Source organism: Halomonas sp. 25-S5, from assembly GCF_029889845.1.
In the GTDB taxonomy this organism is placed as follows: Bacteria; Pseudomonadota; Gammaproteobacteria; order Pseudomonadales; family Halomonadaceae; genus Halomonas.
Map to the genome: position 1 here is coordinate 20,816 of NZ_JARANV010000030.1, position 22,942 is coordinate 43,757.

The window sequence follows — 22,942 nt, forward strand, 5'->3', positions numbered from 1 at the left end:
ACGCCTCCCCTGGAACGCAACGGGCCCCGTCATTGGCGGGGCCCGTTGCGTTGCGGCGAAGGCCGCGTCAACCGGTGATGTTGTCGAGGATACGCAGGCAGGGGGTCGACTGATTCAGCGTATAGAAATGCAGGCCCGGGGCGCCGCCATCGAGCAACCGCTGGCAGAGCCGCGAGATCACCTCCTCGCCGAAGGCACCGATGGCCTCGCTGTCGTCGCCATAGCTCTCGAGCTGCTTGCGGATCCAGCGCGGGATCTCGGCCCCGCAGGCATCCGAGAAGCGCGCCAGCTTGGTGTAGTTGGTGATCGGCATGATGCCCGGCACGATGGGCGCCTCGACACCCAGGGCACGAGCCCGCTCGACGAAGTGGAAGTAGGCCTCGGCGCTGAAGAAGTACTGGGTGATGGCGATGTCGGCCCCGGCCTTCATCTTGCGGGCGAAGTTCGACAGGTCCTGCTCGAGGTTCGACGCCTGGGGATGGGACTCCGGGTAAGCGGCCACGGCGATCTCGAAGTGGTCGCCGGTCTCCTCGCGGATGAACTCGACCAGCTCGTTGGCGTAGCGCAGCTGGCCGATGCCGCCCCCGCCCATGCCGGAGGGCATGTCGCCGCGCAGGGCCACCAGGCTGTCGATCCCCTCCTCCCGGTAGCGCGAGAGCAGCTCGCGCAGCGCGCCCTTGTCGCTGCCGATGCAGGAAAGGTGTGGCGCGGTGGTGAAACCGGACTCGCGCACCATCCGCACGGTGTTCAGGGTGCGGTCCTGGGTGGAGCCCCCGGCACCGTAGGTGACCGAGAAGAAGCGCGGCGCGCGGCTGGCCAGGGCATCGCGAACGCCGACCAGCTTCTCGCGCCCGGCGTCGGTGTTGGGCGGAAAGAACTCGAAGCTGATCCCCAGCGGGTGTTCCTGCGTGCTCATCGGCTTACCTCATGAAAATGATGCATATTGCGGCTATTCTGACGGCTGGCTGTGCTGCCGACCAATGAAAGATACGCGACGCCACATCAATCCTGTTCATGCAGAAGCGGTCCCACGGCCGCCAGGACCCAAGGAAGGACATGACCCCGATCGACCCCGGCACCCTGATGGGCCCGCTCTGGACCCTGCTCGCCTATATCGGCCTGGGCTGGCTGGCCGCCCGCCGGCTGTCGGTGGACCCGCGTCCCGTCGCCACTCTGCTGATCTACCTGGTCGCCCCGCTGACCTTCTTCCGCGGGCTGGTCCAGGGCGGCCCCACGCCCGGCTACCTGCTGCTCACCGCGGCGCTCTTCACGGTGGCCAGCCTGATCGCCGTGGTCGTCCACCGGCTGGCAAGGCGGGGCTTCGCCCCACCGGAGAGCGCCCTGCTGGCCTTCTCCTCCGGCACCGGCAACACCGGCTACTTCGGCCTGCCGGTGGCCCTGGTGCTGCTGCCGCCCCAGGGGGTGACGCTGTATCTCTTCGGCGTGCTGGGGGTGACCCTCTACGAGTTCACGGTGGGCTTCTACTTGAGCGCCCGGGGGCAGTTTTCGGTGCGCCAGAGCCTGGTCAAGATCGCCCGGCTGCCGCTGATCTACGCCTTCCTCGCCGCCCTGCTGGTAAGCGGCTTAGGGCTCGGGGTGCCAGACGCGGTGATGCAGGGGCTGGCCGCCTTCCCGGCGACCTACACCCTGCTCGGCATGATGATCATCGGCATGACCCTGGGACGGGTCAGCGTACGGGAGTTCGATCTGCGTTTCATTGGCGCCTGCGTGGCGATCCGCTATGGCCTCTGGCCACTGCTGTCGCTGGCCGGGGTGCTGGGCCTGCAGGCACTCATCCCGCTCTCGGGCGAACTCGCCCTGGCGCTGCTGCTGATCGGCGTGGTGCCCATGGCCGCCAACGTGGTGGTGGTGGCCATGGAGCTCGGCATCGCCCCGGAGAAGGGCGCCCTGGCGGTGCTGATCACCACCCTGGCCGCGCCGCTGCTGATCCCGCTCTACCTGACGCTGATGATGCAACTGGCCGGGCTGTGACTGAGCTCTCCTGATCACGCACAGCGAGAGGCGCCGGGGGCAGGCCGAAGAGGAGGTCCTACGCCAGGGGTGAGGAGGATCCCTCCGAACGGGCTGGCCATGGATGGCTAGCACTGGCCCTGCAAGCGGAGCAGGATGCGAGAGCGAAGCAGGGCGTCGGTAGCTTACAGGGAGGTATTCACAGCGCCTCCTCGATGGTCCGGCACCCCGGGGCTTACCGCCGGATCAGCCTTGAGCGATCGATCTATTTGCGATAGCCCTGCCCAGCAACATAGCGTTAGTAACGATAGGCATCCGGCTTGTAGGGGCCGTCGACGGCGACGCCGGTGTAGTCGGCCTGCTCCTCGGTCAGGCGCGTGACCACCCCGCCGAAGCCCTGCACCATGTAGCGGGCCACCTCCTCGTCGAGGTGGCGCGGCAGCACCGTCACGCCGAGGGCGTCACGCCGATCGCCCTCGGGCAGCTCGGCGAAGCGGCCATCGAAGAGGTGGATCTGCGCCAGCACCTGGTTGGCGAAGGAGCCATCCATCACCCGGGAGGGGTGGCCGGTGGCGTTACCCAGATTCACCAGGCGACCCTCGGAGAGCAGGATCAGGTAGTCGCGACTGTCGGGGTCGAAGCTTCCCGGTTTGCTGTCCCGGTAGATCTGGTGCACCTGGGGCTTCACCTCCTCCCAGTGCCAGTGACGACGCATGTAGGCGGTATCGATCTCGCTGTCGAAGTGGCCGATGTTGCAGACCACCGCACCCGGCTTGAGCGCCTGGAGCATGGCGGCATCGCAGGCATGGATGTTACCGGTGGCGGTCACCACCAGGTCGACCCGCGCGAGCAGCTCACCGTCGAGGCTCTCCAGGCCGCGGTTGAGGCCCGCCCGGTAGGGCGAGACCACCTCGAAGCCGTCCATGCAGGCCTGCATGGCGCAGATCGGGTCGATCTCCACGATGCGCACGATCATGCCTTCCTGGCGCAGCGAGGCGGCCGAACCCTTACCCACGTCGCCATAGCCCACCACCAGTGCCTGCTTGCCGGCCAGCAGATGGTCGGTGGCACGCTTGATGGCATCGTTGAGCGAGTGGCGGCAGCCGTACTTGTTGTCGTTCTTCGACTTGGTGACGGCATCGTTGACGTTGATCGCCGGCACCTTGAGCAGGCCGTCGCGCAGCATCTCCTGCAGGCGATGCACCCCGGTGGTGGTCTCCTCGCTGATGCCGTGGATGGCGTCCAGCAGCTCGGGGCGCTTCTCGTGGAGCAGCGCCGTCAGGTCACCGCCGTCATCCAGCACCAGGTTGGGGGTCCAGCCGTCGGGGCCCGCCACCGTCTGCTCGATGCACCACCAGAACGCCTCCTCGCTCTCGCCCTTCCAGGCGAACACCGGGATGCCCGCGGCGGCGATGGCGGCCGCCGCATGGTCCTGGGTGGAGAAGATGTTGCAGGACGACCAGCGCACGCTGGCCCCCAGATCGATCAGCGTCTCGATCAGCACCGCCGTCTGGATGGTCATGTGGATGCAGCCAGCGATACGCGCGCCGGCCAGCGGCTGCGCGGCGCGGTACTTGTCGCGGATCGTCATCAGGGCCGGCATCTCGGTCTCGGCGATGCGGATCTCGCGACGTCCCCAGGCGGCGAGGGAGAGATCGGCGACCTTGCAGTCGGTGGCCACGGGCGCGGAAACGGCGGGGTGGTTCATCGTGCAGCACCTCTTGTTCAGGACGAAAAGCATGTGTTCAGGACGAAAAGCTTGATCCTCACTATAGGCAGTGAGCCCAACCCCGGACAACCAACGCAGGCGCGTGCCTAGAAGCCGTCGATGCCGGCCTCGCCCAGCCGCCGCGCCAGGGCCCGCACCTCGGGATGGGCGAAGAAGTCGACCAGCGCCGTGGCGCGACCGGCGCCCACCCCGGGCAACGCCGACCAGGCGCTGCGGTCGTAGCCGATCAGGGTCACCCAATCTGCCGGCAGAGCGGCCTCGACGCCAGGCGGCGCCCCCAGCGCCTGCAGCCAGCGGGGAAACGCTGCCGCCCGCGTGGTCTCGAAGGCAGCCCTCAGGGCCCCGGCACGAACCTCGCCGATGCCGTGGGCGCGGCGCAACGCCCGTTCGTCCAGGGCCAGCCAGTCGAGCAGGCCGGTGACCAGCCCCGCCTCGACCAGCGACTGCCAGGTGCCCGGCCCCACGCCGGGCAGGTCGAGCCCCTGCGGGCCGCCCAGCCAGGCCAGGCGCTCGAGGAACTGCGCCTCGCAGTCCGGCAGCGGCCGGAAGCAGCTCAAGGCGTGGTAGTCAGCCGCCGCGGGTGGGACGATCGCCGGGCGCTCGGCGGCTCGCCAGGCCACCGCCTCCAGCCGGGGAATCGTCAGGCCGGCCAGGGCGATCACCACCTGGTCGCCGGGACGGATGTCGAGCTCGCGCCAGCGCGCCAGCGACCCCAGGCCGACCCGGCGGATCGTGCGGCCCGCCAGCGCGACGGGATGCAGGTGCAGCAAGGGCGTGATGCGCCCGGTACGGCCGATGCGGAACTCGACGCCGCGCACCTCGGCGAGCGCCTCCCGAGGCGGATGCTTCCAGGCCGCGGCCCAGCCCGGCGGCTCGGCCCGCCACGCCTGCCCGGGCGGGCGGCTCCCCTGGCGCAGCACCACGCCATCCGTGGCGAAGGGCAGCGGGCCGCGATACCAGCGCTCCCGCCACCCGGCCACCTCTTCCAGGGTCTCGACCCGGCGGGTCAGCGCAACGGCCTCGCCGAAGCCCAAACGCCTCAGCCCCTCGAGCCGCTCGCCCATGTCTCGAGGACCATCCGGCCAGTCCCAGACGAACAGGCCGATGCGGCGCGCCGCGTCGGCCTCCAGGGCATCGCGCGCCATCAGCCCGGCCACCGCGCTGCGTGCCCCGGCCGTGCCCGCCTCGGCCTGGACGTGATCCGCCAGGCGCAGATGGAGCTCGCCCTGCAGGACCACATCGATGGCCTCCGGCAGCCGCGCGGGGATCGCCGGGAGGCGGCGGGCCGCCGCCGTCCAGTCCTGGCCATGCTGACCGTCCCCACGGCTGACCGCCCGCGCCAGACGCCCCTGCTCATAGGCCAGGGTCACCGCCACGCCGTCCACCTTGGGCTGCACCCAGACGTCGTCGCGGCGCGCCAGCCAGCGGCGCACCGCGGCCTCGTCGGCGAGCTTGGCGAGCCCGGTCTGGGCAACGGGATGGCGCACCGGGCCGGCCGGCCGCGAGTCGTCGCGCGAGGCGTCTACGTCCAGCCCGGGAAAGCAGCGCTGCCAGGCCGCGAGCCGCTCCCGGGCCTGCTCATAGACATCATCGGAGACCGGCGACTCGCCCCGCCGGTAATAGGCGTCGTCCCACCCGGCCAGCCGCTCGGCCAGGGCGGCAAGCTCGCGCTCGGCCCGCTCGCCGGACCAGTCGGGACAGGCCATGGCCAGGGACGGGATAAACGCGATGGCAAGGGCCAGCAGCCAGCTGGCCAGGTAACGGGGCATCACAGCAGCTCCCACGCAATGTCTGCCCTGACCATAGCAGCAGGCCCCGCATGGCGCTGCCAGCGGGACCTGTCATCGCCTGTAGGCGATATCCTACAGGCCGGCGGCCTGGCGCAGGGCGTGGGCGCGGTCGATCTTCTCCCAGGGGAAGGCCGTGAAGGTCTCGGTATGCGCCTGGCCCTGGGTGTCGGTCCAGCGGTAGCGGGTCTCGAAGGGCTCGCGACCGAAGTGGCCGTAGGCCGCGGTCAGCTGGTACATGGGATGCAGCAGGTCGAGCATGCGGGTGATGGCGTTGGGCCGCAGGTCGAAGTGCTCGCGCACCAGCGCGATGATGCGTGCGTCGTCCACCCGGCCGGTACCGAAGGTGTTGACGGAGACCGAGGTGGGCTCGGCCACACCGATGGCGTAGGAGACCTGGATCTCGCACTTGTCGGCCAGGCCGGCAGCGACCAGGTTCTTGGCCACGTAGCGGCCCGCATAGGCGGCGCTGCGGTCGACCTTGGAGGGGTCCTTGCCGGAGAAGGCGCCGCCACCGTGGCGGGCGGTGCCGCCGTAGGTGTCGACGATGATCTTGCGCCCGGTCAGGCCGCAGTCACCCACCGGGCCGCCGATCACGAACTTGCCGGTGGGGTTGATGTGGTACTGGGTGGTCGCGGTCAGCCACTCGGCGGGGATCACCTGCTCGATGATCTCGCGGCGCACCATCTTGCGCAGCTCCTCCTGGTCGATCTCCGGGTCGTGCTGGGTGGAGAGCACCACGGCATCCACGGCGCAGGGCTTGCCCGCCGCGTCGTAACGGAAGGTCAGCTGGCTCTTGGCGTCAGGGCGCAGCCAGGGCAGCAGGCCATGTTTGCGCAGCTCGGCCTGACGCTCCACCAGCCGGTGCGCATAGTGGATCGGCGCCGGCATGTAGGCGTCGGTCTCGTTGGTGGCGTAGCCGAACATCAGGCCCTGGTCGCCGGCGCCCTGGTCCTCGGGCTTGGTGCGGTCGACGCCCTGGGCGATGTCCACGCTCTGCTTGCCGATCAGGTTGAGCACGCCACAGGTCTCGCCGTCGAAGCCGACGTCCGAGGAGGTGTAGCCGATGCCGGTGATCACCTCGCGCACCAGCGCCTCCAGATCGACCCAGGCCGAGGTGGTAATCTCGCCGGCGACGATGGCCACGCCGGTCTTGACCAGGGTCTCGCAGGCCACCCGGGCGTTCTTGTCGCGGGCGATGATGGCGTCGAGCACCGCATCGGAGATCTGGTCGGCAATCTTGTCCGGATGCCCTTCGGACACGGACTCGGAGGTGAACAGAGAGTATTCGCTCATGGCGTCCTCGGCCCTCTTCGTATCAGCAATAGGCAGTCGCGAAGTCTACACGCTGCGACTCCCCCGGGCATCCACGATTTGATGCAGGGCGGCAAGTCGGCGACAATAGACGCCCAAATTCGACCGCGACGCCCCGTCTCGCGGCGTCACCCAGCCAGAAGTCACGTCCGGCCAAGTCCCCCCTGGCCCGTCCGTGTCGTTGCCTACTTTCTGCCGCAGGCGAGGAGCTTCCCATGCCGTCCCGTTTCGAACTGGCCAATGCCATACGCGCCCTGTCCATGGATGCCGTCCAGAAGGCCAAGTCCGGCCACCCCGGCGCCCCCATGGGCATGGCCGACATCGCCGAGGTGCTGTGGAACGACTACCTCGTCCACAACCCGGCCGACCCGCACTGGCCCGATCGCGACCGCTTCGTGCTCTCCAACGGCCACGGCTCCATGCTGCTCTACTCCCTGCTGCACCTGACCGGCTACGAGCTCGGCCTCGAGGAGCTGCAGAACTTCCGCCAGCTGCACGCCAAAACCGCCGGTCACCCGGAGTACGGCTATGCGCCGGGCGTCGAGACCACCACTGGCCCGCTGGGCCAGGGCCTGGCCAACGCCGTGGGCATGGCGCTGGCCGAGCGCACCCTGGCGGCCCAGTTCAACCGCCCCGGCCACACCATCATCGACCACCACACCTACTGCTTCGTCGGCGACGGCTGCCTGATGGAGGGCATCTCCCACGAGGTCGGCTCGCTGGCCGGCACCCAGGGCCTGGGCAAGCTGATCACCTTCTACGACGACAACGGCATCTCCATCGATGGCGAGGTCGAGGGCTGGTTCACTGACGACACCGCCAAGCGCTTCGAGGCTTACGGCTGGCACGTGGTGCCCAACGTCGACGGGCACCAGCCCGAGGAGGTCAAGGCCGCCATCGAGCTGGCGCGCAGCCACGATGACCGGCCGAGCCTGATCATCTGCAAGACCATCATCGGCTTCGGCGCCCCCAACAAGCAGGGCAAGGAGGAGTGCCACGGCGCCGCGCTCGGCGACGAGGAAGTGGCCGCTGCCCGCAAGCAGCTCGGCTGGCCGCATGCTCCCTTTCACGTGCCCGAGGAGATCTACCAGGGCTGGGATGCCGCCGAGGCCGGACAGGCCCGCCAGGACGCCTGGAAGGAGCGCTTCACGCGCTACGCCGAGGCCTTCCCGGAGCTGGCCCGGGAATTCCAGCGCCGCCTCAAGGGCGACCTGCCGACCAGCATCACCAGCGAGGCGATGATCGAGGCCGCCCAGGCCAAGGGCGACAGCGTGGCCAGTCGCAAGGCCTCGCTGGCCTGCCTCGACGAACTCGGCCCCCAGATGCCCGAGCTGCTCGGCGGCAGTGCCGACCTGGCCCCCTCCAACCTGACCTTCTGGAAGGGCGCCCAGGCGATCAGCGTCACCGAGCCGGGGGGCAACTACCTGCACTACGGGGTGCGCGAGTTCGGCATGGGCGCCATCATGAACGGCATCGCCGTCCACGGCGGCTTCGTGCCCTATGGCGCCACCTTCCTGATCTTCATGGAATACATGCGCAACAGCCTGCGCATGGCGGCGTTGATGGGCCAACAGACGATCTACGTCTTCACCCACGACTCCATCGGCCTGGGCGAGGACGGCCCCACCCACCAGCCCATCGAGCAGCTGACCACCCTGCGCTCCACCCCCAACCTCGCCACCTGGCGCCCCTGCGACAGCGTGGAGACCGCCGCCGCCTGGGACGTTGCCATCAAGCGTCGCTCCGGCCCCACCGCCCTGGTCTTCTCCCGCCAGAGCCTGCCGCACCAGGCGCGCAGCCGGCAGCAACTGGCCGACATCCAGCGCGGTGGGTACGTATTGAAAGAGAGTATCCTCAAGGACAAGGTGGTGACGCCTGACCTTATCCTGATCGCCACCGGCTCCGAGGTCGGCCTGGCCATGGACGCCGCGGCCCGGCTCGAGGAACAGGGCCGCGCGGTACGCGTGGTCTCCATGCCCTCCACCGACCTCTTCGACCGCCAGGACGCCGAGTATCGCGAGGCCGTGCTGCCCGCCGCCGTCACCGCGCGCCTGGCCGTCGAGGCCGGCCATCGCGACTTCTGGTACAAGTACGTGGGGCTGAACGGTGCGATCGTCGGCATGACCACCTTCGGCGAGTCCGCCCCGGCCGGCGACCTGTTCAAGCACTTCGGCTTCACCGTGGACCACGTGGTTGCCGAGGCCTCAATCCTGCTGGACTGAGCCCGTCAGGCGATAGCCGCTCCCCCTGTCCCGAACGCAAGCGGGCCCGGCAGATGCCGGGCCCGCGCTTGCGTTGGTGGCCACCATCGCGTCAGGCGAGGGTCACTTCCGGTGACAGGTAGACGTCCTGGATGGCGTTGAGCAGCGCGACGCCCTCGGCCATGGGCTTCTGGAACGCCTTGCGCCCGGAGATCAGCCCCATGCCCCCGGCACGCTTGTTGATCACCGCGGTGCGCACCGCCTCGCCGAGGTCGGAGGCGCCCTTGGAGCCACCGCCGGAGTTGATCAGCCCGGCACGGCCCAGGTAGCAGTTGGCCACCTGGTAGCGCGCCAGGTCGATGGGGTGGTCCGAGGTCAGCTCGTCGTAGACCTTGGCGTGGGTATGGCCGAAGCCGATCTCGCGGTAGCCGCCATTGGTCTCGGGCAACTTCTGCTTGACGATATCGGCCTTGAGGGTGGCCGCCAGGTAGTTGGCCTGGCCGGTCAGGTCGGCGGCCACGTGGTAGTCGGTGCCGTCCTTCTTGAAGTCCGGGTTACGCAGGTAGGCCCAGAGCACCGTGACCATGCCCAGCTCGTGGGCGCGCTCGAAGGCCTCGCTGATCTCCATGATCTGGCGACGGCTCTCGTGGGAGCCGAAGTAGATGGTCGCCCCCACGGCCACGCAGCCCATCTCGAAGGCCTGCTCGACCTGGGCGAACAGCGTCTGGTCATAGATCGCCGGGTAGCTCAGCGTCTCGTTGTGGTTGAGCTTGAGGATCATCGGTATCCGGTGGGCGTAGCGGCGCGCCACGGCGGCCAGCCCGCCGAGGGTCGAGGCCACGGCGTTGCAGCCGCCCTCGATGGCCAGCTCGACGATGTTGGCCGGGTCGAAGTAGCGCGGGTTCGGCGCGAAGGAGGCCCCCGCCGAGTGCTCGATGCCCTGGTCCACCGGCAGGATGCTGAGATAGCCGGTGCCAGCCAGGCGGCCATGATCGAAGAGCGCCTGCATGTTGCGCAGCACGTTGGGACGACGGTCGCTCGGGGCCATCACCCGGTCAACGAAGTCCGGGCCGGGCGGGTGTATCGTCTCGGCGGGCACGCCACGGCAGACGTGTCCCAGCAGGGTGTCGGCCTCGCTGCCCAACAGCTTGGTGATATCGCTCATCTCACTCCTCTCCTTGGTACCGGTGAATGCGCACTTCCCAGCGTAGGGGAAAATCGTACCCAGCGGGCGCCCTGCTGGCAAAACCGGCGAGTTCGCCAGAGCAGACGTCGATGGCGCAAATGCGCTAGAATCGCCTCTTCGTGTTTCCCGGCTCCGGAGTCCCTGTCACCCCCCATGGCCCTTCGCATCGCCATCAACGGATACGGCCGCATCGGCCAGTGCGTACTGCGCGCCCTCGTCGAGAGCGAGGCGTCACGCCACCCCGCACACGACGAACCGCAGCTGGAGATCGTGGCGATCAACGAGCTCTCGGACCTCGCCACCATCGCCTACCTGACCCGCTACGACACCACCCATGGCCGCTTCCCCGGCAGCGTGGCGGTGGAGGGCGAGCGTCTGGTGGTGAACGGCCGGGCCATCCGGGTGCTATGCGAGCCCGACCCGGCGAGACTGCCCTGGGCCGAGCTCGGCATCGACCTGGTGCTGGAGTGCTCCGGCAGCTTTCGCGACCGCACCACCGCCGAACGCCATCTCGCCTCCGGCGCCGGCCGGCTGCTGTTCTCCCAGCCCGCGGAGAGCGACGTCGATGCCACCATCGTCAGCGGCATCAACGACCATACCCTGGCCGCGCACCACCGCATCATCTCCGCGGCCTCCTGTACCACCCACTGCCTGGTGCCGGTGCTCACCGTGCTCGACGAGGCGCTCGAGATCGAACACGGCGTGACCACCACCATCCATTCGGCGATGAACGACCAGCCGGTGATCGACGCCTACCACCAGACCGACCTGCGCCTGACCCGCTCGGCGATGCACTCCATCGTGCCGGTGGACACCGGGCTGGCGCGCGGCATCAACCGCCTGATGCCCCACCTGGCCGGCCGCTTCGAGTGCCTGCACATGCGGGTGCCGACCATCAACGTCTCGGCCATGGACCTGTCGATCTGCGTGCGCCGCGACACCACGGCCGAGGCGGTCAATGCCCTGCTGCGCGAGGCGAGCCGTGACCGCCTCGCCGGGCGGCTCGGCTACACCGAGGAGCCGGTGGCCTCGGTCGACTTCAACCACGATCCGCGCTCGGGTATCGTGGACGCCACCCAGACCCGGGTGGCCGGTGGCCGCCTGATCAAGCTGCTGTGCTGGTTCGACAACGAATGGGGCTTCGCCAACCGGATGCTCGATGTCGCCCGGCGCCTGGCCGCCCTGCCCCCGGCACCGCCCGATACCCCCGACAGATGACGTCCCTTCGGCTTTCCCCAGACGAGGAACCTGCTCCCATGAACGTGCGCAAGATGACCGACCTCGACCTCAACGGCCAGCGCGTGCTGATCCGCGAAGACCTGAACGTGCCCGTCAAGCACGGCAAGGTGACCAGCGACGCCCGCCTGCGGGCCAGCCTGCCGACCATCCAGGCCGCCCTGGACGGCGGCGCCCGGGTGATGCTGATGAGCCACCTGGGCCGTCCCACCGAGGGCGAGCCGGCCGAGGCGTTCTCGCTGGCCCCGGTGGCCGAACACCTGAGCGAGCTGTTGGGCCGCCCGGTACGCCTGGTCGCCGATTACCTGGGCAGTGACGTCACGGTCGCCGACGGCGAAGTGGTGCTGCTGGAGAACGTGCGCTTCAACTCGGGTGAGAAGAAGGACGACGAGGCGCTCGCCCGGCAGTACGCCGCGCTCTGCGACGTCTTCGTGATGGATGCCTTCGGCACCGCCCACCGCGCCCAGGCCTCCACCCATGGCGTGGCGCGCTTCGCCCCCACCGCCTGCGCCGGCCCGCTGCTGGCCGCCGAGCTCGACGCCCTGGAGAAGGCGCTTGCCACCCCGGCACGCCCCATGGTCGCCATCGTCGGCGGCTCCAAGGTCTCCACCAAGCTCGAGGTCCTCAATGCGCTCTCGGAGCGTTGCGATCAGCTGATCGTCGGCGGCGGCATCGCCAACACCTTCATCGCCGCGGCCGGCTACAACGTCGGCAAGTCGCTGCACGAGGCCGACCTGGTCGACCAGGCCAAGGCACTGATGGCGAGGGTCGAGATTCCACTGCCCTCTGATGTGGTGGTGGCCACCGAGGTTTCCGAGTCGGCCGAGGCCGTGGTCAAGCCGGTCGACCAGGTGACCGACGACGAGATGATCCTCGACATCGGCCCGAAGACCGCCGGCCGCCTGGGCGGCCTGCTCAAGGATGCCGGCACCATCCTGTGGAACGGCCCGGTGGGCGTGTTCGAGATCGACCAGTTCGGCAAGGGGACCGAGGCGCTGTCGCGGGCCATCGCCGAGAGCAACGGCTTCTCCATCGCCGGCGGCGGCGACACCCTGGCGGCCATCGACAAGTACGCCATCGAGGCCCAGGTCTCCTACATTTCCACCGGCGGCGGCGCCTTCCTCGAGTACGTGGAAGGCAAGACCCTGCCGGCGGTGAAGGCCCTGGAAGACGCCGCCGCACACTGAGCCACCCGCTCCCTCGATATCCACTATCCGGCGCGGCCACCGCGGCCACGCCGTCATGACGTCCTATCTATACAGAACAGGTGAATCCATGGCTCTGATCAGCATGCGCCAGCTGCTGGACCACGCCGCCGAGCATGGCTACGGCGTGCCGGCCTTCAACGTCAACAACCTCGAGCAGATGCGCGCCATCATGGAGGCCGCCGACGAGACCGACTCGCCGGTGATCGTCCAGGCCTCCGCCGGCGCCCGCAAGTATGCCGGCGCCCCCTTCCTGCGCCACCTGATCCTGGCCGCCGTGGAGGAGTTCCCGCACATCCCCGTGGTCATGCACCAGGACCACGGCACCAGCCCCGCCGTCTGCCAGCGTTCCATCCAGCTCGGTTTCTCCTCGGTGATGATGGACGGCTCCCTGGGCGAGGACGGCAAGACCCCGATGGACTACACCTACAACGTCGACGTCACCCGCCGCACCGTGGAGATGGCCCACGCCTGTGGCGTCTCGGTGGAGGGCGAGCTGGGCTGCCTGGGCAGCCTGGAGACCGGCATGGCCGGCGAGGAGGACGGCATCGGCGCCGCGGGCAAGCTGGACCACGACCAGCTGCTCACCGACCCGGAAGAGGCCGCCGACTTCGTCAAGGCCACCGGGGTCGACGCCCTGGCCATCGCCATCGGCACCAGCCACGGCGCCTACAAGTTCACCAAGCCGCCCACCGGTGACACCCTCTCCATCCAGCGCATCAAGCAGATCCACGAGCGCATCCCGGAGACCCACCTGGTGATGCATGGCTCCTCGTCGGTGCCCCAGGAGTGGCTGGAGATCATCAACGAGTTCGGCGGCAAGATGCCCGAGACCTACGGCGTGCCGGTCGAAGAGATCGTCGAGGGCATCCGCCACGGCGTGCGCAAGGTCAACGTCGACACCGACCTGCGCCTGGCCTCCACCGGGGCGGTGCGCCGCTTCCTGGCCGAGAACCCCGCCGAGTTCGATCCGCGCAAGTTCCTCAAGGCCTCCACGGCGGCCATGAAGGCGATCTGCAAGGCGCGCTACGAGGCCTTCGGCACCGCCGGCCAGGCCAGCAAGATCACGCCGATCGACCTCGAAGCCATGTACCTGCGCTACGAGCGCGGCGAGCTCGACCCCAAGGTATCGTGATCCCGTCAGCCTGAACCGTCAGGGCGGCCCCAAGGGGCCGCCCTTGTCGTTGCGCGCCAGGCATCGCCGATGCCGCATCGCACCATTCAAGAACACTGTTCACAAAAAAGGGAAACTGGGCTTTAATATTGGGCAGGAAGACCCGACATCTGTAACAATGAGCATATAACGTTCTGATTCTTCGTGAGGCCCGGTGATGGCACGCCCCCTCTGCCTGCTCTTCGATTGCGACGGCACCCTGGTCGACAGCGAGCCACTGCTCGCCGACGAGATGTCGTCGAGCCTGACCGACGCCGGCCTGCCCTTCCAGGCCAGCGACTACATGGGAGAGTTCCGCGGGGCCCGCTTTCGCCACATCGTCGCCGAACTGGAGCGCCGCCACGGCCACGTGGACCCGGCGCGACTCGACACCCTCGAGTGTCGCATGCGCGCCAACCTCAACCGACGCCTGGCCAGCGAGCTGATCGCCATCAATGGCGCCACCGAGGCGCTGGCCGCTCTCGCCGGCCATCCCATGGGGGTGGTCTCCAATGGCCCGGAGAACAAGATCCGTACCTCGCTCGAGGCCACCGGGCTTGCCGAGGTATTCGGCAAGCGCCTGTTCAGCGCCTATACGGCCAACTGCTGGAAGCCCGACCCCTGCCTGTTCCGCCATGCCGCCAGCCTGATGGGCTTCGCGCCGGAGGAGTGCGTGGTCATCGACGATGCCCTGGTGGGCGTCAGGGGCGCGCTGGCGGCCGGTATGACGGTGATCCACCTCAATCGCTTCCCCGACGTCGAGGAAACGCCGGAGGGGGCCATCATGATCAGCAACATGTTCCAGCTGCCCACGGTGATCGGCCACCTGGAGAGTGGCCGCGCCCTGGCTGCCCACGCCTGATATCCACCGCTCCTCCTGCCACACCGCCTGTGGACAGCGGCCGCGGATGCAGACCGCCCACGCCAGGGCTATCATCGTCCGGACACTCTCGAACGCGAGGAGGCCGACATGGCATCCCTGAAGGATCAGCTCGGCGGCCTGGTCTACTCCACCGAACATGGCGATACCTGCCCGGAGTGCCGCCGGCCCCTGGCCGAGTGCGAGTGTGCCGAGCTGGCCGAACGGGCCCGTCTGGCCGAGCTCGACGGCATCGTGCGCATCCGCCGCGAGACCAGCGGCCGCAAGGGCAAGGGCGTGACCACCCTCGAGGGCATCTCGCTGCCCGAAGGCGAGCTCAAGGCTCTGGCCAAGCAACTGAAGAAGCGCTGCGGCACTGGCGGGGCGGTCAAGGAGGGCGTCGTCGAGATCCAGGGCGACCACCGCGAGCTGCTCAAGGGCGAACTCGAGAAGCGCGGCTACCGGGTCAGGCTGGCCGGCGGTTGATGCCTCGGGGCGCGCCGCCCGCCAGCAGCTCGCACAGCGAGGCCAGGGCCTCGGCCGGGGCGTTTACCTTCAGCGCATAGAGCGCATCGGCCCGGGTGCGGCCGAGGTTGAGACAGGCGATGGGCCGGCCCTCCCGGGCCGACGCCCGGGCGAAGCGGAAGCCGGAAAAGACCATCAGCGAGGAACCCACCACCAGCAGCGCATCGCTCTCGGCCTGCAGGGTGAAGGCGACCTCCACGGTGGTGCGCGGCACGCTGTCGCCGAAGAACACCACGTCGGGCTTGTAGATGCCGTCGCCGCAGCGCGTGCAGTCGGGCACCCGGAACCCCGAGAAGTCGGCCTCCAGGTCGGCGTCGCCGTCCGGGCCCGCCCGGGCGCCGGCCTCCAGCCAGTGCGGGTTGCGCTCGGCCAGCTCGGCATGCAGGTCATGGCGCATGCGCCGGGCACCGCAGCCCATGCAGCGCACCATGTCGGCACGGCCGTGCAGGTCGATCACCCGCCGCGAGCCGGCCCGCTGGTGCAGGCCATCAACGTTCTGGGTGATCACCCCGCTGACATGGCCCAGCGCCTCGAGCCGCGCCAGGGCCGCGTGGGCCGCATTGGGCCTGGCCTCCTGCAGGGTACGAAAGCCCACCAGGGCCCGTGCCCAGTAGCGCTGGCGCGCCGCATGGCTGGCCATGAACACCTGGTGCTGCATGGGCGGCGGGCGCTTCCAATCGCCATGGTCGTCGCGATAGTCGGGAATGCCGCTGGCGGTGCTGATGCCGGCGCCGGTAAGTACCGCCAGGCGCGGGTGCCGCGCGACGAAGTCGGCAAGCGCCTCAAGATCACCGGAGGTGCCACTCAGAACCTGATTCACACTCGCCCCCTCACCAATCACACCGAAAGAGCATGGCCCCGCGAGGGGGAGGTTGTCTAGAATGGACCCTCCCCCCCTCAGGGCAAGGAATCCCGATGGCCTGGCTGGAATACCTGCTCCCGCTGATCTTCCTGTTCCCGCTGGCGGCCACCGCGGTGATCGTGATGGCGCTGCGCAACCTGCACGATGCCCGGGTGCGCTCGCCCTTCGACGCCCACCCGCTGCGCGAGCCCGGACAGGCCCTGCGCGACCGCCTCGACCGCGCCTTCGCCGGCCTCTTCCTCGACGGCGCCCTGGGCCCCATCGTCACCCTGGCGCCGCTGGTCTACGGCATGGGCCGCATGCTCTTTTCCAGCGAGCAGAACTGGATCGAGTGGGCGCTCTACGGCGCGCTCTGCACCCTGCTGGCACTGGTGTTCTGCTTCCTGCTGATCCGCGACTTCCAGCGCATCCGCCGGCTCAAGCTGGGACTGGCCTGCGAACTCGCCGTGGGCCAGGAGCTCGAGCGGATGATCCGCCCCGAGGCGCACCCCTACTACGTCTTCCACGACGTGCCCGGCGATGGCTATACCATCGACCATGTGGCGGTCACCCCCCACGGCATCTTCGTGGTCGAGACCCGCGCCCGCACCCCCGCCATCACGCCCGGCGGCCGCGAGGTCAGCCTGGTCGCCGTGGAGCCGGATCGCCTGCGCTTCCCGGGCTGGAACGAGCGTCGCCCACTGCGCAAGACCCGCCAGGCCACGCGCTGGCTGACCGGCTGGCTCGAACGCCAGGTCGGCGGTCCGGTACCGGTCAAGGGCGTGCTGGCCCTGCCCGGTTGGGAGATCGACACCAGCCAGGCAGCGGACGACCTGCTGGTGGTCGGTGGCGGCGACCTGGCCAGGCAGCTCACCGCGACCCGGCTGGGCGAGGTCGACGATGCCACCCACGACGCGGTGATCACGGTCCTGCGCCATCGCGCCAGCCTGCTGGACCTGCCGACCCTGGCGGGCCCCTCGGTCTGATCAGTCGAAGGTGGTGATCCGCACCCGGGTCGCGCAGCGGCCACGGTCCTGGCGCACCAGGCTCTCGGCCGCCGGGAAGTCCGCCAGGCGAGCGGCCGCGATCCCGATGCGCACCTCGGTGAGCAGGCGATTGCCGCGCCCACCGCACTCCAGCCGCAGCGCACGCCCCGTGTCCTGACCGAAGGCCGCCTCGAAGGCATTGATCAGGTCATTGCGCGCCACCTCGCCGCCCTGGTTGAGGGTCACGAAGGCACCAAAGGCACTCGCGTTGACCCGCTCGACCAGGGCCACCGAGGCCGAAAAGTACGCCGCCTCGGGCAACGCCAGGCAGGCGGCGTGCTTGGCATACTGGTAGCGGCCCAGGCAGCTGGCACGCCCCGGCATGGCGGCGTCCAGGGCGTCGCCCAGCGCTTCCGGCAGGTCGAGAGGCGGATGAGCGCGGCAGAAGCTGCCGTCGGGTCGCGGCGTCTCGAGGAAGCAGCCCTCGCGCCACCAGCGGCGCCGGTCGATGCCACGCTCGGCGAAGCGCGCGGGCAGCGAGGGCCACAGGCCGTGCAGCACGAAGCCCCGCTCGGCCCCCTCGCGCAGGTCCGGTTCACGGCACTCCCGGGGTGGGCGCGAGCGGCTCTCGCAGAAGCCGGGGTGCCAGGTCAGCGCCAGGGTGTAGTGGTCGAAGCCCTCGGCCGGAAGCCCCTCGAGGGGTGCCTCGGCCAGGGACGGCAAGGCCGCCAGCAGCAGCACCAGCCCGAGCAGCGCACTTCGCCAACCAGCCGCTGCGGCCCGCAGCATCGCCATCTCAATCCCCCCGCAGCCGGCCGCCCATCTCCTGGGCCAGGTCCACGGCGTAGTGGTCGGTCATGCCGCCGATGAAGTCGAGCATGCGCCGGTAGCTGTCGTAGAGGCTCCAGGAAGGGCGCGGGGTGTTCTCGCCGATCAGCGCCAGCACGCGCTGGTGCTTGAAGGTGGACCGGCCGGTATGGTGCAGCTCATGGGCGGCACCGATAAAGGCCTCCAGAAGTATTCCCAGCGTCGTATAAGCACCGATCTCCAGCTTGGCCTTGCGCTCGTTCTGGAAGATCCGCTCGCGGGCCAGCTGCTTGGCCGCCTTCACCCCCCAGCCCAGGTCCGGGTGACAGAGCTCCAGCAGGTCGTCCTTGAGGCGCCCGCCCAGCAGTTCGGCCTCGTGCAGCACGAACACCGCCCCCACGTCGTTCACCGCCCGCTCCATGGCCGCGCCGCGCAGGGCGGCGATGCGCCGCCGCTGGGAGACCCCATGGCGCTGCATGGTGGCGTAGTCGGCGGGTTCGCCGCCAGCGATCTGGATCAGGATCTCGGTGACCTCTTCAAAGCGCAGGATGCCCATCTCCAGGCCATCCTCCAGGTCGAGCAGCGCATAGCAGATGTCGTCGGCGGCCTCCACCAGCCAGGCCAGCGGGTGGCGGCACCAGCGCCCCTCGCCGCGGGGCAGCAGGCCCAACAGCTCGGCCACCTCGGCCAGCAGCTCGCGCTCGCTCTGGTAGCAGCCGAACTTGCCGGCCGCCCCGCCGTGCTCCACGGTCCAGGGGTACTTGAGCAGGGTGCCGAGCGTCGCCGTGGTCAGGCGCATGCCACCGCGGAACTGGTTGTACTCCACCTGAGTGACGATGCGAAAGCCCTGGGCATTGCCCTCGTAGGTGAGCAGGTCCTGGCGCTCGGGCGCCGAGAGCCCCTCCAGCAGGCCGCTGCCATCGGCCGCGGCGCGGGCGAACCAGTCGCGGATGGCGTACTCGCCGGCATGGCCGAAGGGCGGGTTGCCGATGTCGTGGCCCAGGCAGGCGGCCTGCACGATCACCCCCAAGTCCGCCGGGGTGATCCAGTCGGGCAGCCGGCCACTCAGCCGCTCGCCGACGATCATGCCCAGCGAGCGCCCCACGCAGCCCACTTCCAGGGAGTGAGTCAGCCGGGTGTGAATATGGTCGTTGTCGGTCAGCGGGTGGACCTGGGTCTTGCGCCCCAGGCGCCGGAAGGAGCCGGCGAAGACGATGCGGTCGTGGTCCTTGTGGAAGGGGCTGCGGCCGATCTCGTCGCGGCCGCCACCGGGGCGCTCGCCGCGCCGGTCATGCAGGCGACCCGGATCGAGCAGCCGCTCCCAGCTCATCTGCGTCATGGGTGTTCTCTCCTTGGATGGCCCATTCTGGCAGCCCCGAGCGCCGGCGCCCAGCCTACCGAGAGATCACAGCTAGCACGGAACACGACGCCTGGCGGCTGGGCCGCTTGTAACCAAGCCTACTCCCCGTCTGCCAGCGCCGGCAGCAGCGTCTTGAGCTTGCGGGTGAGCGTGTTGCGCCCCCAGCCCAGCAGCTCGGCGGCCTCGCCCTTGCGTCCCCCGGTGTGCTTGAGCGCCGTCTCGATCAGGATGCGCTCGACGTCCGGCACCGCCTCCTCGAGCAGGTGGGTGTGGCCCGCGGCCAGGGCCCGGTCGGCCCAGTCGCGGATGGCGGTGCGCCAGTCGCCGGCGTTGCCCTCGGTGGCGCCGGGCTCACGCAGCTCCTGCGGCAGGTCCTCGACGAGGACCTCGCGACCGGAGGCCATCACCGTCAGCCAGCGGCAGGTATTCTCCAGCTGGCGGACGTTGCCCGGCCAGGGCAGCCGGGTGAAGTGAGTCTCGGCCTCGGGGGTCAGCACCTTGACGTCGGTGGTGAGCTCCTTGGCCGCCTCGGCCAGGAAGTGGCGCGCCAGCCGCGGGATGTCCTCGCGACGCTCGGCCAGCTTCGGCAGATGCACGCGGATCACGTTGAGGCGGTGGAAGAGGTCCTCGCGGAAGCGCCCGTCTTCCACCAGGGTCTCCAGGTTCTGGTGGGTGGCGGCGATGATCCTCACGTCCACCTTCACCGAGGTGTGCCCTCCCACCCGGTAGAACTCGCCGTCGGCCAGCACCCGCAGCAGGCGGGTCTGGGTCTCGGCGGGCATGTCGCCGATCTCGTCGAGGAACAGGGTCCCACCGTCGGCCTGCTCGAAGCGTCCCTGGCGCTGGGCGGTCGCGCCAGTGAAGGCGCCCTTCTCGTGGCCGAACAGCTCCGACTCGATCAGGTCCTTGGGGATCGCCGCCATGTTCAGGGCGATGAACGGCTTGCCAGCCCGCGGGCTGTGCTGGTGCAGTGCCCGGGCCACCCGCTCCTTGCCGGTCCCCGACTCGCCGTTGATCAGCACGGTGATGTGCGAGTGCGACAGTCGGCCGATGGCGCGGAACACCTCCTGCATGGCCGGGGCCTCGCCGATGATCTCGGCATCCAGCCCCTCGGGCACGCTGACCGGACGACGCCGCTCGCGGGCATGGGCCACGGCCCGTCGCACCAGGGCCAGGGCCTCGTCCACGTCGAAGGGCTTGGGCAGGTACTCGAAGGCGCCGCCTTGATAGGAGGCCACAGCGCTGTCGAGGTCGGAATGCGCCGTCATCACGATCACCGGCAGCTCCGGATGGACCTCGCGCACCTTGGCCATCAGGTCCAGACCGTCGATGCCCGGCATGCGGATATCGGTGACCAGCACGTCCGGCGGCGCCTCGAGCAGGCGCTCCAGGGCACGATCGGCCCGATCGACGGTCTCGACCTCGAGGTCGGGCTGGGCCAGGGCACGCTCCAGCACCCAGCGAATGGCGCGATCGTCGTCGATGACCACCACGCGTGCGACATCAGTCATGGCGCTTCTCCAGCGGAATCAGCAATCGGAATTGGGTATGGCCGGGCTCGGAGTCGCACTCGATCAGCCCATGGTGCTGGTGCAGGATCGACTGCGCGATGGAGAGCCCCAGGCCGCTGCCCTCGGCGCGGCCGGAGACCATGGGATAGAAGAGAGTCTCGCGCAGCGACGCGGGGATGCCCGGCCCGTTGTCGATGATCGCCACCTCGCAGACCAGCCGGTGGCGCTCGGCGCCCAGGGTGAACTGGCGGCGAGCGCGGGTGCGCAGCGTGAGCCGCGGCGCGGCGATGCCGGCCTCGGTCATGGCCTCCACGGCATTGCGCGCCACGTTGAGCACGGCCTGGATCAGCTGGGACTCGTCCCCGGCGAGGTCCGGCAGGCTGGGGTCGTAGTCGCGCTCGACCCACACCCCCGGCTGCTCGACGATCAGCAGCGAGCGCACCCGCTCCAGCACCTTGTGGATATTGAGCGGCTCGTGGCGAATCATCCGGTTGGGTCCCAGCATGGAGTCGACCAGGTCGCGCAGCCGGTCGACCTCCTCGATGATGATGCGGGTGAACTCCTTAAGGCCGGGGTCGTCGAGGTCGCGCTCCAGCAGCTGGGCCGCGCCGCGGATACCGCCCAGGGGGTTCTTGACCTCGTGGGCCAGCCCCCGGGCGAGCACCTTGATGGTCTCCTGACGGGTCTGCAGCGCCTCCTCCCGAGAGATGCGCAGCAGCCGGTCGCGAGGCTCCACCTCCAACAGCAGCTCGTCGGCGGAGAGCGGCGAGACGGTGTAGTCGACGGTCAGCACCTCGCCGGTGACCAGGGTCAGGCGCGCCTCGCGCTGGGTGAAGGGGTGAAACTCGTCGCGCGCCTTGGCCAGCAGCTCGCCGACCTCCGATCCGCCGTCCACCAGGGAGGGCAGGGGCAACCCCTTGAGGCGACTCAGGCTGATCGCCAGCAGCGCCTCGGCGGCCGGATTCATCCAGCGCAGCCGCAGCTCGCCATCGAGCAGCAGCACCGCCGTGGTGAGGTGTTCCATCAAGCGTTGGTACATGGAGAGGTCCTGCCCGGTCCGATGGTGGCCTCCCTCGAGAGGCGCTCTCACGACTTGTCTTTCAAGACTTGTCTTTCAAAACATTTGCAAGAAGCGCGCCACTCCATGGCGCACGGCATGGCGCCGTATCGGGGCAGGGGCGCACCGGCTTTGTGCACCACTTTAGTGCAGGGAAGTGCCGAACGCCCAATGTCGTGCAGCGGGAGAACGTCGAGCAGGAAGGTCAGCGCCCCTCCGGAAACGGGAAGGCACGAGGTGGGTGGCGATGGTGCGGGGTTGCCGGCCACTCCCGTTCGTCATCGGGGTGGCGTGAGGTAGCGTCGTCGCGCAATCGCTCCAGGTGCTCGAAGGCGCTGCCCTCGCTCACCCGGTCGGCATGTTCGAAGGCATCGAGGCGCCCCTCGTCGCGTGGCAGGGGCTCGCGACAGGGCCTGTGGGTGCCGTCCGGACACAGCGGCCGATGTGGCCGGCGAAGGGGAAGCTAATTGCTGGCTGGATTGTTGGGGTTCTGGGGCAGGTTGACGCTGGCCCGCTGCACGTAGAGTGTCACCGGCGACGTGCGATGGCGCACCGCGCCACTGGCATCCAGCAGTTCGGCCTGCAGCACATGCTCGCCGCGATTCAAGTTGTTGAGCACGAAGGTATCGGTGTGCATGGCCGTCTGGCTGATCCGGCCGTCCACCAGCAGGCGCACCCGATGGTCCTCGCGCAGGTCCGGCTGGATGCCCAGGGTCACCTGGACGTTGCCGGCGGCCCCGGTGGGCAGCGTCTCCTCCTGGCGGGGCGAGAGGATGCCGAAGCTATCGTAGGGCATGAAGGGCTGCCCCGGCCCGGCGGCTGTCCCGCCGCCACTGCCGCTGCCACTACCGCCGACCACGGCCGGCGCCCCGGCCTCGCGGGTCTCGTCGCGGCCGGGCACCACGGTCAGCGGCTTGAGGTCGACCTCCTCGCCGCCGCGCTCCGGGTTGTCGGTGAACACCACGTTGCCCTGGGCGTCGGTGGTACGATAGATGGTCTGGGCCTGGGCCGCGAGGCTGACCGAGAGCCCCAGCGCCAGAATCACGAGTGCCTTGTTCATGCCTACCCCCTGCGTCGTCGCCGCCGCCCGACGGCAACGGCCATGCGAGATTGCATCATCCCCTTCTTGGATAGTGTATGAAAGAAAGGGGTTCCGCCATGGCGGAACCCCTTTCTTTCATACACTATCCAAGAAGGGGATGATGCAATCTCGC

The 22,942-nt window shown here is 69.2% G+C and carries 19 protein-coding genes; 8 read left to right on the top strand and 11 right to left on the bottom strand.

The window, feature by feature from the left end:
- Positions 1–67: 67 nt before the first annotated feature.
- On the bottom strand, positions 68–916 hold the full coding sequence (gene metF / locus OP498_RS16605) for a methylenetetrahydrofolate reductase [NAD(P)H] (protein WP_280554469.1): 849 nt from the start codon (positions 914–916) through the stop codon (positions 68–70).
- Between the two features lie 140 nt (positions 917–1,056).
- On the opposite strand from metF, the gene OP498_RS16610 reads away from it, so the two are divergent.
- Complete coding sequence (locus tag OP498_RS16610; RefSeq protein WP_280549771.1) at positions 1,057–1,992, top strand: AEC family transporter; 936 nt, start codon at positions 1,057–1,059, stop codon at positions 1,990–1,992.
- 277 nt (positions 1,993–2,269) lie between these two features.
- On the opposite strand, the gene ahcY is transcribed toward OP498_RS16610, so the two are convergent.
- The 3 genes from ahcY to metK form a co-directional block, all read right to left on the bottom strand.
- A complete protein-coding gene (gene ahcY, locus OP498_RS16615; RefSeq protein WP_280549769.1) occupies positions 2,270–3,679 on the bottom strand; it encodes an adenosylhomocysteinase in 1,410 nt (469 codons plus the stop codon).
- Positions 3,680–3,786: 107 nt separating this feature from the next.
- Positions 3,787–5,469: an NAD-dependent DNA ligase LigB gene (ligB, locus tag OP498_RS16620; RefSeq protein WP_280554472.1), complete on the bottom strand. Its 1,683-nt coding sequence runs from the start codon at positions 5,467–5,469 to the stop codon at positions 3,787–3,789.
- Between the two features lie 93 nt (positions 5,470–5,562).
- A complete protein-coding gene (gene metK, locus OP498_RS16625) occupies positions 5,563–6,783 on the bottom strand; it encodes a methionine adenosyltransferase (RefSeq protein WP_280549765.1) in 1,221 nt (406 codons plus the stop codon).
- Between the two features lie 233 nt (positions 6,784–7,016).
- Here metK and tkt point away from each other — a divergent pair, with 233 nt between their 5' ends.
- Positions 7,017–9,023 (top strand): transketolase, encoded by a 2,007-nt coding sequence (gene tkt / locus OP498_RS16630; RefSeq protein ID WP_280554474.1) that lies wholly within the window; start codon positions 7,017–7,019, stop codon positions 9,021–9,023.
- A gap of 91 nt (positions 9,024–9,114) precedes the next feature.
- Here tkt and OP498_RS16635 read toward each other — a convergent pair whose 3' ends face one another.
- Complete coding sequence (locus OP498_RS16635; RefSeq protein WP_280554476.1) at positions 9,115–10,167, bottom strand: class I fructose-bisphosphate aldolase; 1,053 nt, start codon at positions 10,165–10,167, stop codon at positions 9,115–9,117.
- A 174-nt stretch (positions 10,168–10,341) separates the two neighbouring features.
- On the opposite strand from OP498_RS16635, the gene OP498_RS16640 reads away from it, so the two are divergent.
- The 5 genes from OP498_RS16640 to OP498_RS16660 all read left to right on the top strand — a co-directional run bounded on the left by OP498_RS16640 (position 10,342) and on the right by OP498_RS16660 (position 15,127).
- Positions 10,342–11,406, top strand: a complete 1,065-nt coding sequence (locus OP498_RS16640; RefSeq protein WP_280549758.1) for a glyceraldehyde 3-phosphate dehydrogenase NAD-binding domain-containing protein — start codon at positions 10,342–10,344, stop codon at positions 11,404–11,406.
- A gap of 38 nt (positions 11,407–11,444) precedes the next feature.
- Entirely contained in the window at positions 11,445–12,611 is a 1,167-nt protein-coding gene (locus OP498_RS16645; RefSeq protein ID WP_280554478.1) for a phosphoglycerate kinase, read from the top strand.
- Between the two features lie 88 nt (positions 12,612–12,699).
- Complete coding sequence (gene fba, locus OP498_RS16650; RefSeq protein ID WP_280549756.1) at positions 12,700–13,764, top strand: class II fructose-bisphosphate aldolase; 1,065 nt, start codon at positions 12,700–12,702, stop codon at positions 13,762–13,764.
- 196 nt (positions 13,765–13,960) lie between these two features.
- Positions 13,961–14,644, top strand: coding sequence for an HAD-IA family hydrolase (locus OP498_RS16655; protein ID WP_280549755.1), 684 nt, complete (start codon positions 13,961–13,963; stop codon positions 14,642–14,644).
- Between the two features lie 108 nt (positions 14,645–14,752).
- Complete coding sequence (locus OP498_RS16660) at positions 14,753–15,127, top strand: translation initiation factor Sui1 (RefSeq protein WP_280549749.1); 375 nt, start codon at positions 14,753–14,755, stop codon at positions 15,125–15,127.
- Here the strand turns inward: OP498_RS16660 and OP498_RS16665 are convergent.
- On the bottom strand, positions 15,108–15,986 hold the full coding sequence (locus OP498_RS16665; protein ID WP_280554479.1) for an NAD-dependent protein deacetylase: 879 nt from the start codon (positions 15,984–15,986) through the stop codon (positions 15,108–15,110). The two genes, OP498_RS16660 and OP498_RS16665, sit on opposite strands and share 20 nt — an antisense overlap.
- 95 nt (positions 15,987–16,081) lie before the next feature.
- Between OP498_RS16665 and OP498_RS16670 the strand changes: the two genes are divergently transcribed.
- Entirely contained in the window at positions 16,082–16,993 is a 912-nt protein-coding gene (locus OP498_RS16670) for a nuclease-related domain-containing protein (protein WP_280549743.1), read from the top strand.
- Here the strand turns inward: OP498_RS16670 and OP498_RS16675 are convergent, their stop codons facing one another.
- The 5 genes from OP498_RS16675 to OP498_RS16695 form a co-directional block, all read right to left on the bottom strand.
- A complete protein-coding gene (locus OP498_RS16675; protein WP_280554481.1) occupies positions 16,994–17,782 on the bottom strand; it encodes a ribonuclease I in 789 nt (262 codons plus the stop codon).
- A gap of 7 nt (positions 17,783–17,789) precedes the next feature.
- Positions 17,790–19,139, bottom strand: coding sequence for a deoxyguanosinetriphosphate triphosphohydrolase (locus tag OP498_RS16680; protein ID WP_280554482.1), 1,350 nt, complete (start codon positions 19,137–19,139; stop codon positions 17,790–17,792).
- 119 nt (positions 19,140–19,258) lie between these two features.
- Positions 19,259–20,671 carry a nitrogen regulation protein NR(I) gene (gene glnG / locus OP498_RS16685; RefSeq protein WP_280554483.1) on the bottom strand — a complete coding sequence of 471 codons (1,413 nt, stop codon included), beginning with the start codon at positions 20,669–20,671 and terminating at the stop codon, positions 19,259–19,261.
- Complete coding sequence (glnL, locus tag OP498_RS16690) at positions 20,664–21,710, bottom strand: nitrogen regulation protein NR(II) (protein ID WP_280549724.1); 1,047 nt, start codon at positions 21,708–21,710, stop codon at positions 20,664–20,666. The genes glnG and glnL overlap by 8 nt, the downstream gene beginning before the upstream one ends.
- A gap of 481 nt (positions 21,711–22,191) precedes the next feature.
- Entirely contained in the window at positions 22,192–22,788 is a 597-nt protein-coding gene (locus tag OP498_RS16695) for a DUF4124 domain-containing protein (RefSeq protein WP_280549722.1), read from the bottom strand.
- Positions 22,789–22,942 lie beyond the last annotated feature (154 nt).

What these genes read in the sequence shown, in the direction of transcription:
- OP498_RS16675 (WP_280554481.1), bottom strand. Translation starts at nt 17,782, where the DNA reads ATGCTGCGGGCCGCAGCGGCTGGTTGGCGAAGTGCGCTGCTCGGGCTG.
- metF (WP_280554469.1), bottom strand. Translation starts at nt 916, where the DNA reads ATGAGCACGCAGGAACACCCGCTGGGGATCAGCTTCGAGTTCTTTCCG.
- fba (WP_280549756.1), top strand. Translation starts at nt 12,700, where the DNA reads ATGGCTCTGATCAGCATGCGCCAGCTGCTGGACCACGCCGCCGAGCAT.
- OP498_RS16670 (WP_280549743.1), top strand. Translation starts at nt 16,082, where the DNA reads ATGGCCTGGCTGGAATACCTGCTCCCGCTGATCTTCCTGTTCCCGCTG.
- OP498_RS16660 (WP_280549749.1), top strand. Translation starts at nt 14,753, where the DNA reads ATGGCATCCCTGAAGGATCAGCTCGGCGGCCTGGTCTACTCCACCGAA.
- OP498_RS16635 (WP_280554476.1), bottom strand. Translation starts at nt 10,167, where the DNA reads ATGAGCGATATCACCAAGCTGTTGGGCAGCGAGGCCGACACCCTGCTG.
- ahcY (WP_280549769.1), bottom strand. Translation starts at nt 3,679, where the DNA reads ATGAACCACCCCGCCGTTTCCGCGCCCGTGGCCACCGACTGCAAGGTC.
- glnL (WP_280549724.1), bottom strand. Translation starts at nt 21,710, where the DNA reads ATGTACCAACGCTTGATGGAACACCTCACCACGGCGGTGCTGCTGCTC.
- OP498_RS16645 (WP_280554478.1), top strand. Translation starts at nt 11,445, where the DNA reads ATGAACGTGCGCAAGATGACCGACCTCGACCTCAACGGCCAGCGCGTG.
- OP498_RS16695 (WP_280549722.1), bottom strand. Translation starts at nt 22,788, where the DNA reads ATGAACAAGGCACTCGTGATTCTGGCGCTGGGGCTCTCGGTCAGCCTC.
- OP498_RS16655 (WP_280549755.1), top strand. Translation starts at nt 13,961, where the DNA reads ATGGCACGCCCCCTCTGCCTGCTCTTCGATTGCGACGGCACCCTGGTC.
- OP498_RS16610 (WP_280549771.1), top strand. Translation starts at nt 1,057, where the DNA reads ATGACCCCGATCGACCCCGGCACCCTGATGGGCCCGCTCTGGACCCTG.
- glnG (WP_280554483.1), bottom strand. Translation starts at nt 20,671, where the DNA reads ATGACTGATGTCGCACGCGTGGTGGTCATCGACGACGATCGCGCCATT.
- tkt (WP_280554474.1), top strand. Translation starts at nt 7,017, where the DNA reads ATGCCGTCCCGTTTCGAACTGGCCAATGCCATACGCGCCCTGTCCATG.
- metK (WP_280549765.1), bottom strand. Translation starts at nt 6,783, where the DNA reads ATGAGCGAATACTCTCTGTTCACCTCCGAGTCCGTGTCCGAAGGGCAT.
- ligB (WP_280554472.1), bottom strand. Translation starts at nt 5,469, where the DNA reads ATGCCCCGTTACCTGGCCAGCTGGCTGCTGGCCCTTGCCATCGCGTTT.
- OP498_RS16640 (WP_280549758.1), top strand. Translation starts at nt 10,342, where the DNA reads ATGGCCCTTCGCATCGCCATCAACGGATACGGCCGCATCGGCCAGTGC.
- OP498_RS16680 (WP_280554482.1), bottom strand. Translation starts at nt 19,139, where the DNA reads ATGACGCAGATGAGCTGGGAGCGGCTGCTCGATCCGGGTCGCCTGCAT.